The 15,073-nt window shown below is 71.3% G+C and carries 10 protein-coding genes; 5 read left to right on the top strand and 5 right to left on the bottom strand.

What is annotated here, in order from left to right; all coding sequences use genetic code 11:
• Genes D7X32_RS20490 through D7X32_RS20480 form a run of 3 tightly spaced genes read left to right on the top strand, consistent with a single transcriptional unit; the run spans position 1 to position 4,738 of the window.
• Positions 1-1,989, top strand: a complete 1,989-nt coding sequence (locus D7X32_RS20490) for a YncE family protein (protein WP_120604253.1) — start codon at positions 1-3, stop codon at positions 1,987-1,989.
• Positions 1,986-3,110, top strand: a complete 1,125-nt coding sequence (locus tag D7X32_RS20485) for an SCO family protein (RefSeq protein WP_120604252.1) — start codon at positions 1,986-1,988, stop codon at positions 3,108-3,110. The genes D7X32_RS20490 and D7X32_RS20485 overlap by 4 nt, the downstream gene beginning before the upstream one ends.
• 11 nt (positions 3,111-3,121) lie before the next feature.
• Positions 3,122-4,738, top strand: coding sequence for a cytochrome c/ABC transporter substrate-binding protein (locus tag D7X32_RS20480; protein ID WP_120604251.1), 1,617 nt, complete (start codon positions 3,122-3,124; stop codon positions 4,736-4,738).
• On the opposite strand, the gene D7X32_RS20475 is transcribed toward D7X32_RS20480, so the two are convergent.
• Both D7X32_RS20475 and D7X32_RS20470 read right to left on the bottom strand, forming a co-directional pair.
• Positions 4,730-6,133, bottom strand: coding sequence for a sensor histidine kinase (locus D7X32_RS20475; RefSeq protein WP_120604250.1), 1,404 nt, complete (start codon positions 6,131-6,133; stop codon positions 4,730-4,732). The genes D7X32_RS20480 and D7X32_RS20475 overlap by 9 nt on opposite strands.
• Complete coding sequence (locus D7X32_RS20470; protein WP_120604271.1) at positions 6,130-6,822, bottom strand: response regulator transcription factor; 693 nt, start codon at positions 6,820-6,822, stop codon at positions 6,130-6,132. The genes D7X32_RS20475 and D7X32_RS20470 overlap by 4 nt, the downstream gene beginning before the upstream one ends.
• Before the next feature lie 314 nt (positions 6,823-7,136).
• Between D7X32_RS20470 and D7X32_RS20465 the strand changes: the two genes are divergently transcribed.
• Complete coding sequence (locus tag D7X32_RS20465; RefSeq protein WP_120604249.1) at positions 7,137-8,507, top strand: FAD-binding oxidoreductase; 1,371 nt, start codon at positions 7,137-7,139, stop codon at positions 8,505-8,507.
• Between the two features lie 120 nt (positions 8,508-8,627).
• The gene (locus D7X32_RS20460) at positions 8,628-9,038 is read left to right on the top strand and encodes a VOC family protein (protein ID WP_120604248.1); all 411 of its coding nucleotides are present in this window, start codon (positions 8,628-8,630) and stop codon (positions 9,036-9,038) included.
• A 139-nt stretch (positions 9,039-9,177) separates the two neighbouring features.
• Here D7X32_RS20460 and D7X32_RS20455 read toward each other — a convergent pair whose 3' ends face one another.
• The 3 genes from D7X32_RS20455 to D7X32_RS20445 form a co-directional block, all read right to left on the bottom strand.
• Positions 9,178-12,324: an efflux RND transporter permease subunit gene (locus D7X32_RS20455; RefSeq protein ID WP_120604247.1), complete on the bottom strand. Its 3,147-nt coding sequence runs from the start codon at positions 12,322-12,324 to the stop codon at positions 9,178-9,180.
• Between the two features lie 27 nt (positions 12,325-12,351).
• Positions 12,352-13,971, bottom strand: a complete 1,620-nt coding sequence (locus tag D7X32_RS20450; protein WP_120604246.1) for an efflux RND transporter periplasmic adaptor subunit — start codon at positions 13,969-13,971, stop codon at positions 12,352-12,354.
• The coding region (locus tag D7X32_RS20445) for a TolC family protein (protein WP_147450198.1) at positions 13,968-15,073 on the bottom strand (1,106 nt) is incomplete at its 5' end. The genes D7X32_RS20450 and D7X32_RS20445, both read right to left, overlap by 4 nt.

The following is a 15,073-nucleotide window of genomic DNA, read 5'->3' as shown; positions in this document are numbered from 1 at the left end:
ATGCGCAAGCCCTTCGTCCTCGCCACCGCCGGTCTGCTGTCCACCGGGCTCCTCGCCATGGGCGCCCACCGCCTCCTCGCGCGGGTCCCCGCCGCGCCCACCGCCTCGCGGTCCGCACCCTCGCCCCTCACCGCGCCCGCCGTGAAGGTGACGCGCGACGGGGTGTCGCTCGCGTTCGACCTGACGCTGACGCCCCGGCCGCTGGAGGCCGAACAGGGTTCGCCGCTGCAGGCGGTCGCACGCGTCGCACTCACGGATGCCCGCACGGGTGAACCCCTGGCGGGGCGCCGTCCCCTGGCGTGGATGCGCCTGCGCCCCCAAGGAGAACCTGCCCCGGACGACGCCGCGTGCAAGGCGCGGGTGAGGACGTATCTGGGCGGGCTGCTGTCCGCGCAGGCGGACGTGGACTTCAACGCGTACTGGTTCCTCACGCTCAATCACGACCAGACGGTGTCCGTCATCAACCCGCAGATCGCCTTCGACCGCACGAAGCTCCAGCACCTGGTGTCCGTGGGCGGTGGCGCGGCGGACTGGGCGCTCCTGCCGGACCGCTCCGCGCTGTACGTGACGGTGCCGTCGCAGGACACCGTGTCCGTGGTGGACACCCAGCGCTTCGTGGTGACGCGCCCGCTGCGCGTGGGCCGCAATCCGGGGCGCATCGCGCTGTCCCCGGATGGCCTCACCGCGTGGGTGAGCAACGACGGCGACGGCACGGTGAGCGTCATCGACACGCCCGGGCACGCCGTGCGCGATCCGGTGGACGTGGGGCCGGGCCCGCACGCCTTCGGCTTCTCCGACAGCGGACGCACCGCCTGGGTCTCCGCCCGCGACGCCACGGCGCTGACGGCGCTGGACGTGACCTCCGGCCAGATGCTGGGCCAGGTGGAGGTGGGCGTCGGCGTCACCGCGCTGGCCTGGAGCGACGTGGCCCGGGCCCTCTTCGCCGCGAGGCCCGGGGCGCATGAGGTGGTGGTGGTGGACGCCGCCCGCCGCGAGGTGTCGCGCCGCATCCCGGTGAAGGGCGGCCTGGACGCGCTGCGCTTCGACAACACCGGCCGCTGGGCGTTCCTGGTGCACCAGGACACCAGCACGGTGGACATCCTGGACGCGGCGTCCGGGCAGGTGGCCCACACGCTCACCGGCTTCTCCGCGCCGGACTCCGTCGTGTTCACGGACGCATTCGCCTACGTGCGCAACACCACCGACAGCCGCGTGACGCTGGTGGAGTTGAAGACGCTGGAGAGTAATGGCAGCACACCCTCCCAGGTGCGCATCACCATGGGCCAGCGGCCCGCGGCCGAGGCACGGGAGCTGGGCCGCTCGGATCCCATCGCGCCGCTGCCTGAGGGCAACGGCGTCATCGCCGCGGGCAACGCGGACCGCGCGCTGTTTCTCTACCAGGAAGGCATGATGGCCCCGCGCGGCACGCACCTGAACTACGGCCGTGAACCCCGCGCGGTGAAGGTGTTGGATCGCTCGCTGCGCGAAGTGGAGCCCGGCGTCTTCACCGCCCGGGGCAGCGTGCGCGAGAACGGCACCTATGACGTCCAGGTGCTGCTGGACAACCCCCGGGTCGTGGCATGCCTGGAGTGGACGGTGGGCCAGGTCCCCCTGGATGCGTCGTTCGCGAAGACGCTGCCCTTGAAGCTCACGCCGGAGTTCGACGCGAAGCGGACGTACGCGCCGGAAGAGACGGTGCCGCTGCGCTTCCGCCTGGAGCCCACCGCGGGCACGGGCACACCCCCGGTGGCGCCGGAGGAGATCCGCGTGCTGCTGTTCCGCACGCCCGGCACCTGGCAGGTGCGCACCGAACCCCGGCGCGTCGCCGACAGCGTCTTCGAGGTCGACTTCCGGCCGCCGTCGCCGGGCCAATACAAGTTCGTGGTGGGCGTGGAGGGCCGGGGGCTCGACCTGGGCCGCCTGCCCACGTCCACCCTCGGCGTGTCGTCCCCGCTCGCGGCCGCCCTCACCTCCGAGTCCACCCCATGAGAATCCCGACCCTGAAGCAGGCCCTGTTCGCCCTGGCGCTGACGTGCGCGCCGCTCGCGCTCGCGCAAGAGGACGTGCGCGTCCCCCTCCCCGCCCGGCCCGCGGCGCCCGAGTCCCTGGAGGTGACGGTGCCGGACGTGGCGCTGGTGGATCAACACGGCCGGCAGGTCCGGCTGTGGTCGGACCTGGTGCGCGGACAGACCGTGGCCATCAACTTCATCTTCACGCGCTGCAAGACCATCTGCACGCCGGTGACGGCCACGCTCGACCGGGCACGCAAGGCGCTGGGGCCGAAGTCGAACGTGCGCTTCATCTCCATCACGCTGGACGTGAACAACGACACGCCGGAGCGGCTGGCGAAGTTCGCGGAGCCCTTCCACCCCGGGCCGGACTGGTCCTTCCTCACCGGCGAGCCCGCGAAGGTGAAGGAGGCGCTGGTGGCGCTGGGGGGATACGTGCCGGACAAGGAGTCGCACCGGCCGCTCGTGCTCGTGGGCAACGCGCTCACCCACCGGTGGACGCGCGTGGACGGACTGGGCAGCCCCTCGCGCATCGTAGAGGCGGTGAAGGAGGCTCAGGCCTCCTCCGCCGCGCCGCCCGAGCTGACGGCCGTGGACGGCACGGCCGCCCAGGACGCCGCGGCGGCGAAGTACTTCACCAACACGGAGCTGGTGGACCAGCACGGCAAGACGCACCGCTTCTACGAGGACCTGGTGCGGGGCCGGACGGTGCTGATCAACTTCGCGTTCACGTCCTGCAAGGGCGCGTGCTCCCCCATCACGCAGCATCTGGCGGAGGTGCAGAAGAAGCTCGCGGAGCGCATGGGCAAGGACGTGCACATGATCACGCTCTCCGTGGACCCCACCAACGACACGCCGAAGAGCCTGGCGAAGTTCGCGAAGAAGTTCGGCGCGCAGCCGGGGTGGTACTTCCTCACGGGTTCCCGGGAGAACCTCACGCTCGTGCTGAAGAAGCTCGGCGGCTACGCGGAGAAGCCGGACGAGCACAACACGACGCTGCTCATCGGCGACGCCGCCACGGGCATGTGGGTCAAGTCCCCGGCCATGGCGATGGCGGACAACATCGTCGCCGCGGTGGAACACCTGAACGATCCCAGGTGAGGGGGCACGGCATGCGGTGGAGGCGCGGTGGTGGGACGGGGCTCGCACCGGGCACCCGGTGGGGCGTGGTGCTGGTGCTCGCGGCCGGGCTGCTGCTGTCCGGTTGCAGGCGCGAGTCACCCCCGCGGGCCGCGACTTCCGCGGAGGTGAGGCACGGGCGCGGCCTCTTCCAGCGGGGCCAGTCCCCCCAGGGTTCGCCGCTCACCGGCTTCCTGGGGCCCGAGCGGGTGGAGCTGGAAGGGACCGTCGCCGCGTGCGCACGTTGCCATGGCCCCTCCGGGCGGGGCAGCCGCGAAGGCGGCGTGGAGGTGCCGGACATCACCCCCGGCTCGCTCCAGCATTCGCGCGCGGTGGGACTGGAGGACATCGAGGACCGCGCACGCCCCGCGTACACGCGCGCCACGCTGCTGCGCGCCATCACGGAGGGACGCTCCGCCAGCGGCCGGCCCCTGGGCGTGGCCATGCCGCGCTACGCGCTCACGGAGGCGGACGCGGACGCACTGCTCGGCTACCTCCAGACGCTGGACGCGGCGCCGGATCCCGGCCTCTCCACGACGACGCTCACGGTGGGCGCGGCGCTGCCGTTGAAGGGGCACCTGGCGCCGGTGGGACAGGAGGTCCAGGCGGTGGTGCGCGCGGTGTTCGCGGACGTGAACGCGCGCGGCGGCATCTTCCGGCGCAAGCTGGAGTTGGTGGTGGAGGACGACGCGGCGCTGTACGCGACGGCCGCGTCCTCCGCGGGCGCGGATGCCACGGCGCGGCTGCTGGAGCGGGACGTCTTCGCGCTGGTGGCCAGCCTCCGTCCAGCGCGGCTCGCGTCCGACGCGCGGCTGGAGCAGGAAGGCGCGCCGCTGGTGCTGCCCCTGCCGTTGGAGCCGGGGCCGCCGCCGGACGAGGGGCCGGTGTTCTTCCTCTACCCGGAGCCCTCCGCCCTGGCGCGGCTCGCGGTGCAGCACCTGTCCAGCACCGAGGGGCCCCGCCTGCGACGGCAGCCGCTCGCGGTGGTGCATCCGGAGGACGCGGCTGGCCGCGCGTGGTGGGAGGCCGTGCGCGCGGAAGCGGCCCGCCGTGAGCTGGCCACGCCGCTGGACTGGGGCCCCGCGCTGGAGGAGACGGAGACGGAGCCGGGGCCGGCGCCGTTCGCGGTGCTGTACACCGGGACGTCCGAGGGACTGGCCTCGCTCACGAAGACGCTGGCCGCGCGTGCGATGAAGGTGCCGGTGTTCGCTCCGGCGGCGCTCGCGGATCCGCGGCGGCCGGAGCTCACCGGGGGACAGGTCTTCTTCCTGTCGCCCATGGGGCTGGGCGAGCACGCGCCGGACCTGGAGGCGCTGACCGTGTTCATGGACCGGCACGGCTTGAAGCCCGGCCACACCGCCTTCCAGTTGGGGGCCTACGCCGCCGCGCGGGTGTTCGTGGAGGCCGTCACCCGCGCGGGCGCGGACCTCACGCGCGCGGGCCTTCAACAGCAGTTGGAGTCCCTGCGCGACTTCGACACCGGGGTCTCTCCGCCGGTCAGCTTCGGCGTGAACCGCCGGGTCGGCGTCCAGGGCGCGCAGCTCGCGACGCTGGAGGCGACGACGGGACGCCTGCGGGCCGCGTCGGACTGGATTCCCCTGTCACCATGAGGCCCGGCCCTCCACGGGCGGCGCCGCTGGCAGCTCCAGCACCAGCTCTGCGCCGGGCGCGGTCCCGGGCGCGACGTAGGCCCAACCTCCGTGCCGCCGCGCGACCTCGCGCACGATGGCCAGGCCCAGCCCCGCTCCGGGCCTGGGCTCCGCGCCGGCCACGCGGTGGAAGGGTTCGAACACCGCGTCGCGCTCCGCCAGGGGAATGCCCGGGCCGGTGTCCGTCACGCTCACGCGAAAGCGTCCCGCCTCCGCCGCCAGCCGGACATGGATCTCTCCGCCCCTCGGGGAGAACTTGAGGGCATTGCCCAGGAGGTTGTCCACCGCCTGCCGCAGGCTGCCCGCGTCGAACGGCGCCTCCATCCCGGCGGGCGTTTCCAGGTGGATGAGCAGGCCCCGCCGCTCGGCCTCCGCGCGGGCCCCTTCCACCGCGTGCGTCAGCAGCAGGCCCAGGTCCCCCTTCTTCCAATCCCACGCGCCGCGCCCCGCGGTGGCCATGTCCAGCAGCGAGTCCGCCAGCAACGCCAGCCGGTCCACCTCCGTGCGTGCGTCCCTGAGCGATGCGCGCAGCTCCTCCAGGCTCCGCTCGCGCCGCAGCGCCAGGTCCAGGCTGGTGCGCATCAGCGCCAGCGGGGTGCGCAGCTCATGCGCCGCGTTCGCGATGAGCCGCTCCTGCGCCTCGCGTGCGCCGCGCACCCGCGCCGTGGCTTCGCGGAGCGCCGCACCCACCTGGCCGATCTCGTCGGCGCCCGTGTCGCCCGCCAGGGACAGCGTGAAGTCCCCTTCGCGCAGCCGATCCAGGCTCTGGGCGATGGCTCCCAGCCGCCGTGACAACCGGCGCGCCAGCAAGGTCTGGACGATCAGCAGCAACCCTCCCATCACCGCCGTCAGGGAGAACGCCATCCGGAAGAACGAATCCACCGAGCGGTCCACCTGTCCCAGCGAAGCCAGGAGCCGCAGCCCGTACCATTCCCCTTGCGGCGAGCGCACGTTGACCATGACCTCGCGCCACCGGCTTCCGTCCGGGGCCACCTCGGTGGTCAGCACCGGAGGGCCGTCCCGGGTGCCCGGCACGCGGCGCGGCGGCTCGGGCGTGCCCTCGGAGACCGGCGGATAGCGCATCACCAGCCGCCCATCCGACTGGTAGAGATAGCCCTGCGGGGCGAAGGGGCGCACCTGTTCCACCAGCGGGGAGACGGCCATGTGCAGGTGGACCTTCTGCCCGGGACCGTCGAAGAGGCTCACGCTCTCCACGGCGGCCTGGGCCAGCAGCGCACGATCCAGCGAGCTTTCCAGGTCCGCGCGGAACAACTGCCCCGCGACCGCCAGCGCGCCCAGCGTGGCCAGCGCGGGCAGCAGTGCTCCGTGCAACCACAAGCGCCGCGTCAGCCTCATGCCGGGCGCTCACCGGGCAGCGCCACGACGAGCTTGTAGCCCACGCCCCGCACGGAGCGGATGGTCACGTGCGCGGCCCCCAGACGCTCCAGCTTCGTGCGCAGGTACCCCACGTACACGTCGAGCACGTTGGCGCTGCCGTCGAAGTCCGGCCCCCACGTCTGCTCCATCAGCCGCGCCCGCACCTGGGGCTCACCGGGATGGCGCGCCAGCGCGCTGAAGAGGGCGAACTCGCGCGCGGTGAGCGACTCCTCCCGTGAACCGATGCGCAGGATGCGCCGGCCGGGCTCCAGCACCAGCTCCCCCAGGCGCACCACGCCGTCCTTCGCTTCGCTCCGGCGCCCCAGCACCTCCAGCCGCGCGAGCAGCTCCTCGAAGTCGAAGGGTTTGACCAGATAGTCGTCCGCGCCAGAGCGCAGGCCCTTCACCTTGTCGGCGGTGGTGCCGCGCGCCGTCAGCATGAGCACCGGGGTGCGCACGCCTGCCTCGCGCCAGCACTTGAGCAGCGTCATGCCATCCGTGTCTGGCAGCGACCAGTCGAGGACGATGACGTCGTAGTCCTCCGGGCTTCCCAGCGCGAGCGCCTCGCTGCCCCGCGAACAGACCTCCAGGGTGTGCCCCTCTTCCCCCAGTCCCTTGCGAAGCAGGAGCACCATCTTCGCCTCGTCCTCGACGAGCAGGAATCTCATGTGCTGTACCGCCTCCTCGAACCGTGCCATTCGGAACCGCGGTATTACGGATTGTTTCACGACCCTCCACATGGGGACCAGCCTCCCTGGAAGGCAGCCTGTGCCACACGGCTGTCACACGCAGCGTGGAGGACACCGGGTTCAGCGAGGACCTGGCGGAGCAGCCTGTCCCGGCGCCGCCGCCCCTCGGACGTTCCTGGCGCAGGTCCTGGGTGAAGCGGCTCCGGCTCCGAGGCAAGCTGGAGCTTCGGAGTCACGGAACGGATGACGGGCAGCCGGCCCGGCGTTCACGTTCCGATGCCTGGGAGGCCTTCATGACGGTCGACGTGGAGCGGGCGCTGGCGGAGGTGTTGCCAGCGGAGGCGGTCATCACGGATCCGGACGTGCTCGCGGCGCACCGGAACGACCAGGCGGAGTGGGCGCCCTCGGGCATGCCGCGTGTGTTGGTGCGGCCCTCGTCCACGGCCGAAGTGCAGGCCGTGCTCCGCGTGGCCACGGCGCTGCGCGTACCGGTGGTGCCCCGGGGCGCGGGCTCGGGGCTGTCGGGCGGCGCGAACGCGAGCGACGGCTGCATCGTCCTGTCGCTCATGCGGATGAACCGCATCCTGGAAGTGGACCGGCGCGGGATGCTGGCCGTCGTCCAGCCCGGGGCGCTCAACGGCGCGGTGAAGGCCGCCGCCGCGGAGCAGGGACTCTGGTACGCGCCGGATCCCGCGAGCTGGGAGTTCTCCTCCATCGGCGGCAACCTGGCGACCAACGCGGGAGGCCTGTGCTGCGTGAAGTACGGCGTGACGGGCGACGCGGTGCTGGGACTGGAGGCGGTGCTCGCGGACGGCACCGTGGTGCGCACCGGCGGACGGACGGTGAAGAACGTGGCGGGCTACGACCTGACGCGCCTCTTCGTCGGCTCCGAGGGCACGCTGGGTGTCCTCACTGAAGCCACGCTGCGGCTGAGGCCCCGTCCACAGAAGGCGACGACGCTGGTGGCCGCGTTCCCCACGCTCGTGAGCGCGGGCACGGCCGTCTGCGACATCATGGAGCGCTCGCGCCCGTCCCTGCTGGAGTTGATGGACCGCACCACCGTGCGCGCCGTGGAGGCCTGGAAGCCCATGGGCCTGGACGTCGAAGCCGAGGCCCTGCTCCTGGCGCGCTCCGACGCGGGAGGTCCGCAGGGAGAAGAGGAACTGGCGTTGATGGTCGCGGCTTGCGAACGGGCCGGCGCGACCTCCGTGATGAGCACCGCCGACGAGGCCGAGGGCGAGCTGCTCATGGGCGCCCGGCGTTTCGCCTTCCCGGCGCTGGAGCAGCGCGGCGCCACGCTGCTGGACGACGTGGGCGTGCCCGTCGTGCGCATTCCGGAGCTGCTCGCGGAGGTGGAGCGCATCGCGGAGCGGCACCGGGTGCTCATCGGGACGTTTGGCCACGCGGGTGACGGGAACATGCACCCCACGGTCGTCTTCGACCGGAAGGATCCGGCGGCGCTGGCGCGGGCGAAGGAAGCGTTCGACGACATCCTGCGCGCGGCGCTGGCCCTGGGAGGCACCATCACGGGTGAGCACGGCGTGGGTTCGCTCAAGCGCGGCTTCCTGGGGGCCCAGCTGGGCCCGGAGACGCTGCGCCTGCACCATGCGATCAAGGGGGCACTCGACCCGCTGGGGCTCCTCAACCCGGGCAAGCTGCTGTGATTCCGGAGGTTTGGCGGCTGCGCGCGGGAAAATAAATCCGGTGTCGATCCAGCGGGCGCACGTTCGTCGCGTGGATGAAGGCGACGCTCACCTCATCCTCTTTCCGCCAGGAGACGCACCATGGGCACCAAGATCTTCGTCAACCTCCCCGTCGAATCGCTGGACCGCGCGGTCGGGTTCTTCACGAAGCTGGGCTACACGTTCAACCCCCAGTTCACCAACGCCGACGCCACCTGCATGATCATCAGCGAGGACATCTACGCGATGCTGCTGGTGAAGCCGTTCTTCAAGAGCTTCATCAAGAAAGAGGTCGCGGACACGAAGAAGTCCACCGCGGTCATCATCGCCCTGACGGCGGAGAGCCGTGCCGCCGTCGACACGCTGGTGGAGAAGGCGCTGGCGGCGGGCGCGAAGGAGACCAAGGAGAAGATGGACCAGGGCTTCATGTACCAGCGCAGCTTCGAGGACCTGGACGGCCACCAGTGGGAGTCCTTCTGGATGGACCCGGCCGCCGTGCAGCCGCAGCAGTGATTCAGGGAGGGCGCTCAAGGTCCACGCTGTCGGCCTGGCTGCCCGGTGCATCACCTCCAACCCTACGTGCGTCCCGCCCAGCCTCGGAGAGGGGCTCGGCGTGGGAGGAGATGATGGGGCGGGAACCGGTGCGCTGAGCTCATCCCTCCGCGGGCACCGCGGCAGCGCGAGATTCGGGTGGCCGGCCGAAGCGCCGGAACAGCACCGGCACCACCAGCATGTTGAGGAAGGTGGAGGACAGCAGGCCCCCGAGGATGACCACACCCATGGGGGCCTGGATCTCGTTGCCTGCCTCGCCCCCCGCGAGGACCAGGGGCACCAGGGCCAGCCCCGCGCACAGGGCCGTCATCAGGACAGGCGCCAGCCGCTCCAGCGAGCCCTGGACCACGGCCTCCGCAAGCCCCTTCCGCTCCTCGGTCATCAGGTGCTCGTAGTGGCTCACCATGAGGATGCCGTTGCGCGTGGCGATTCCAAACAACGTGATGAACCCCACCAGGGACGCCACGCTCACCACGCCTGAGGTGAGTGCCACCGCCAGCACGCCGCCGATGAGCGCCAGCGGCAGGTTGATGAGCGTGAGCAGCGCGTTGCGCACGGAGCCGAAGGCCACCACCAGCAACAGGAAGACGCCGACCACCACGCCCACGCTCAGCCAGCCGATGGTGCGCGTGGCTGCCTCGGCGCTCTCGAACTGGCCGCCGTAGTCCACGTAATAGCCCGTGGGCATGGGCACCTCGCGCGGGATGCGAGCGCGCAGTTCCTCCACCACCGTGGACAGGTCGCGCCCCGCCACGTTGGCCTGCACCACCATCTTGCGCTGCACACCCTCGCGGCTGATGGTGTTGGGGCCCGTTTCGCGCGTGAGGCTCGCCAACATCTTCAGCGGGATGCGGTGGCCCGTGGGCGTGTCGATGGGCGTCGCCGCGATGGCGTCCAGGTCTTCTCGTGAGGCGTCATCCAGGCGCACGGCGATGTCCACCACGAGCTGGCCTTCCAGGACGGTGCCCACCGTCTCTCCGGCGAAGGCACGCTCCACCGCTTCGGCCACCTCGCCTGACGTGAGTCCGTAGCGTGCCACCGCGTCCCGGTCCGCGCGGATCCCAATCTGGGGGATGTCCACCTGTTGCTCGATGGCCACGTCCACCGCGCCCGGCGTGGCCTCCGCGACCTTCTTCACCTGCTCGGCCAGCGTGCGCAGCCGGTCCAGGTCGTCGCCATACAGTTTCAACGCGATGTTGGCCCGCGTGCCGGACAGCATGTGGTCGATGCGGTGGCTGAGCGGCTGGCCAATGGTGATGATGGCACCCGGGACCTGCGCCAGCGCCTTGCGGAGGGCCTCCAGGAGCTGTTCCTTGCTTCGCTCTCCCCGGGACAGGTCCAGTCCCACGTCCACTTCCGCCGCGTTGACGTCCTGGGCGTGCTCATCCAGCTCCGCGCGTCCCGTGCGCCGGGAGGTGGAGACGACCTCGGGGAAGGACAACAGCACCTGCTCCACGCGCCGGCCCAGCCGGTCACTCTCCTGCAAGGACGTCCCCGGCAGCGTCACGACGTTGAGCGTGAGCGTGCCCTCGTTGAACTCGGGGAGGAACGCCCGTCCCAGGAACGGCACGACAGCGAACGTGGCCACCAGCGCCAGCCCCGCCCCCGCGAGGATGGCCCGGGGCCTGGCGAGCGCCCACAGGAGCACCGGGCGGTAGCGCGTCTTCAACCAGCGGAGGACAGGCCCCTCTTCCGCCCCGAGCGCCTTGGCCTTCGGCAGCAGGTACGCGCACAGGGCAGGCGTGAGCGTCATCGCCACCACCAGCGAGGCGGCGATGGCCACGATGTACGCGAGTCCCAGGGGAGCCAGCATCCGCCCTTCCAGCCCCGACAGGAAGAAGAGCGGCAGGAAGACGAGGATGATGATCAGCGTGGCGAAGACGATGGAGTGACGGACCTCGATGGAGGCCCGATAGATGACCTCCAGCATGGGTTGCCGCTGGTCCTCCGGCAGGTGCGCGTTCTCCCGCAGCCTCCGGAAGACGTTCTCCACGTCGATGATGGCGTCATCCACCAGCGCGCCAATGGCGATGGTGAGCCCGCCAATCGTCATGGTGTTGAGCGTCACCCCCAGGGCCTTGAGCGCCAGCACCGTCGCGACCAGCGACAGGGGAATGGCCGTGAGTGAGATGAACGTCGCCCGCGCGTTCATCAGGAAGACGAGCAGGATGACCGCGACGAGGAGGGCGCCGTCCCGCAGGGCCACCGACACGTTGCGCACCGCCACGGAGATGAAGTCCGACTGCCGGAAGATGTTGCGTCCCACCACCATTCCCTGCGGCAGCGTTGCCTGCACCTCGTCCAGCACCGCATCCAGCCGCTCGGTCAGCGCGAGCGTGTTGGCGTCCGGCTGCTTCATCACCGCGAGAATGACAGCGGGCTCCGCGTTGGCGCTGCCCTCGCCGCGCTTGATCCGAGGCCCCACCTGCACATCGGCCACCTGTCCCACGGTGATGGGGACGCCGCCTCGCACCTTGACGACAGTGCCCGCCAGATCCGCCACCCCCCGGGCCCGTCCCACGGCGCGCAGCAGGTACTCCTGTCCGCCCTGCACGTAGAAGCCGCCGGAAGCGTTCTGGTTCGTGGTGCGTAGGGCATGGGCCACCTGCTCGAAGGACACCCCCAACGCTTGCAGGGACTCCGGACGCAAGAGCACCTGGTATTGCTTCACCGACCCGCCGATGGGCACCACCTGGGAGACGCCCGGGACGGAGAGCAGGCGTTTGCGCAGGACCCAGTCCGCCGCGCCGCGTGCCTCCATCAGCTGTGCCTCACGGCCCGCCGCATCCTTCGCCAGTGCCTCCGGCTTCCAGGAGACGGAGAGGAAGAGGATCTCTCCCATGACGGAGGAGATGGGCGCCATGGACGGTGGGGGCACGTCCGCCGGGAGCTGTGCGGCGACGAGCTGGAGTTTCTCGTTCACCACCTGTCGCGCGGTGTAGATGTCCGTGCCCCACTCGAACTCCACCCAGACGATGGAGATGCCCACGCCCGACGCCGAGCGGACCCGGCGGACACCCGTGGCCCCGTTGACGGCCGTCTCGATGGGGAACGTGACGAGCGTCTCCACCTCCTCGGGGGCCAGGCCGTGGGCCTCGGTGAGAACGGTGACGGTGGGCGCGGTGAGGTCGGGGAAGACGTCCACGGGCATGCTTCGGGCGACCTGGAAGCCCAGCACCAGCAGCAGCACGGAGGCGGCCACCACCAACAACCGGTTGTCGATGGACCAGCGAATGAGGCGATTCATCGGTGTCGTGCCTGAGTGGGAAGGGGCTTAGTGCTGGTGACCGTGCTCGGGAATGGCCCCGGTGGCGGTGGACAACTTCAGTTCGTAGGCCCCACGGGAGACGACGCGCTCGCCTTCCTTCACCCCGTCCAGCACCTGGACCCAGCCGCCGGAGCGAATGCCGGGACGGAGGGTGCGCTTGAAGAAGGACTCGCCTCCCTCCATGACGAAGACGGTGGGCCGGCCGTTGTCGTCCACCACCGCGGCCTCGGGAACGGCCAGGGCTCTCACGGTCTCTCCCGTGTAGAGCGTCACCTTGGCGAACATGCCCGGCTTGAGCATGCCCTCGGGATTGGGCAACTCGAAGAGCACGGGTACGGTGCGCGTCTCGGGATCCACCACGGTGCCCACCGCGACCCGGCGCCCCGTCTTCTCGTCCACGGTGAACTCGCGCGTGAACCCCGCCACGGTGAAAGCCGCTCCCGGCGAGTGCTCCACCTTCGGCGCGTCCACCTCGTACACCTTCGCCTCCAACCACAACCTTGAAGGATTGAGGACGGACACGAGCCGGGTCCCTGCCTGCACCACCGCGCCGGGCGTCACGTCCGCGAAGGACACCACGCCCTCCAGCGGTGAGCGCAGCTCGAAGGCCGCGCCTCCAGCGCCCCCCGCACCGCTCTGCGTGCCGCGATAGAGGGAGAGCTGACGCTCGGTGGCCGCCACCTTCGCCGCCGCCACTTCGCGCGCCACCCGCGCCGTGTCGAGCTGCTTCTCTGGAAGCGCCTTCGCCGCGAACATCTCCTCCGCCCGCGTCACCTCGCGTTCGGCCAGTCCCAGCTCGGCCCGTGCCCGTGCCGCCTCCATCTCCACCGTGGCCAGATCCGTCGTGCCCGCCATCGCCGTGGGTGCGAGCCTCACCAGCACGTCCCCTGCCTTCACCCGCTGCCCCAGGTGGGGCACCAGCCCGCCCACGAGGATCCTTCCTGCCACGGGCGCGGACAGCTCCGCCGCCTGCCCCGCCACGGGCTTCAATTCACCGTTGGCGCGCACCCCGCCCTGGAGCACCCGGGCTTCGGCGGGAGTCGTGGCGTAGCGGGTCTTCCACTGCTGCTCCTTGAGGAAGGGCACCGAAGGCGCTCCCGCTGATTCCTCGGGGGACGCGGCGGCCACTGCGGCGGCAAGGGAGGGGTGCACCATCACCTGCCCCGCCTCCACCGTCCCGGACACCTGTTCTCCTTCGAGGCGCAGGGTCAGCGTGGCCGCGCCGGGCTTCGTGGGCCGCACCTCGGGTTTGAAGATGCCGTCGCGCAGCAGCTTCTCCGCGACGAAGCGCTCCTCGGCACCGTCCGCGTAGCGCAGGGTCGCCGTCACACGGCCCTTCGTCACCACCTTGAAGCCTTCCGGATCGCGCGCGTCGGTGAAGTGCGCCACCAGCGGTGAGGGCTGTCCCACCACCAGCGCCGGGTACTCCATGAACAGCTCCAGGCCCTCCTGGTAGACGGTGACGGTCAGGCCCGGTCGCTCCGGCTCGGTGGCGTTCGTGGCGCCGTGCGCGGCCCCTTCGCCGTGTCCGTGGGCAGCCTCACCCTCATGGGCATGGCCCGGGTCCTTGCAGGACGTGGCGAGCATGCATGCGAAGGCCAGGGAGAGAAGATGCGGGCGGCTCATGGCTGGGCACTCCGGGGTTCGGCGCCATCCCAGGCGCCCGAAAGAAGGAAGAGGTCGGCTTCGGCCTCGGCGACCGAGAGGGCCAGCTCCACGGCGGTCAGCCGCGCTTCGCGGGCGGTCCGTTCCGCGTCCACCAGGACGAGGAGATCCGCACTGCCGCCCCGGTATGCCGCCTGGGCGATCCGGCGCAGTTCCTCCGCGCGAGCGAGCACGCCTTCCCGCTGCCGGGTTCGCCGCGCTCGCTGGCCAGCCACGTCCTCCAGCACGGCGGTGAGGCGGGTGCGTGCGGCATGGATGAGCGCGGCCCGTCGGGCCTCGGCGAGCTGAAGGCGGGCCTGCGCCTGGGCCTCCGGACCCTGCCTGCGCTCGAAGAGCGGCAACGGCAGCGCGAGGCCCACCACGTAGCCGCCGCCAGCCCCCGGCTGTCCCACGTTGATGAGCTGCCCACCGACGTTCACCGTGGGGTCCGGGACCCAGCCTCGCGTCGCTGCCCTGTGGGCTGACTGGGCGCCTTGTGCCTCCAGCTCCAGGGCCCGGACATCGGCGCGGCGCAGCTCCAACTGGGACAGGAGCTGTTCCGAGGAAGGCAGCACGCGGTCCGGAGCCAGCGGCCCCTGGAGGTGAGGCAGGGACTGCGTTCCCGGGCCCAGCAGGTGAAGCGCCTGGGCCCGAGCGTGATGCTCGTCGAGCACCGCGCCACTCAAGCCGTCCTCCACCGCCGCTGCTTCGGTCTCGATGCGCAGCCTGTCGTAGCCGGCGGCATCGCCCGCCCGCTCGCGTACGACAATGACTTCCGCCAGACGCCTCAGAGCGGAAAGCGACTCCTCCAGGATGAGCCGTCGCTCCTGGGCCGCCAGCGCCGCGGAGAAGGCGCGCACCGCTGCATGGTGCAGCTCACCCCGTGCTCTCGCGAGGGTTGCCTCCGCGGCCTGGGCGCCCCGGTTCGCGGCTTCGGCTTCCAGCCCCAGGCGCCCGGAGAGCACCAGCGGAATGGAGACGTTCACGATGTCCTGGCTCGCCCTCAAAGCCGAACCCGAGGTGACCTTCTCCCGTTGCCACTCCAGGGTTGGATTGGGCCATCGCCCCGCGCCCACCGCCGAAG

The sequence above is a fragment of the Corallococcus carmarthensis genome, assembly GCF_003611695.1.
Taxonomy (GTDB): domain Bacteria; phylum Myxococcota; class Myxococcia; order Myxococcales; family Myxococcaceae; genus Corallococcus; species Corallococcus carmarthensis.
This window is presented reverse-complemented; position numbering and strand designations above follow the sequence as displayed.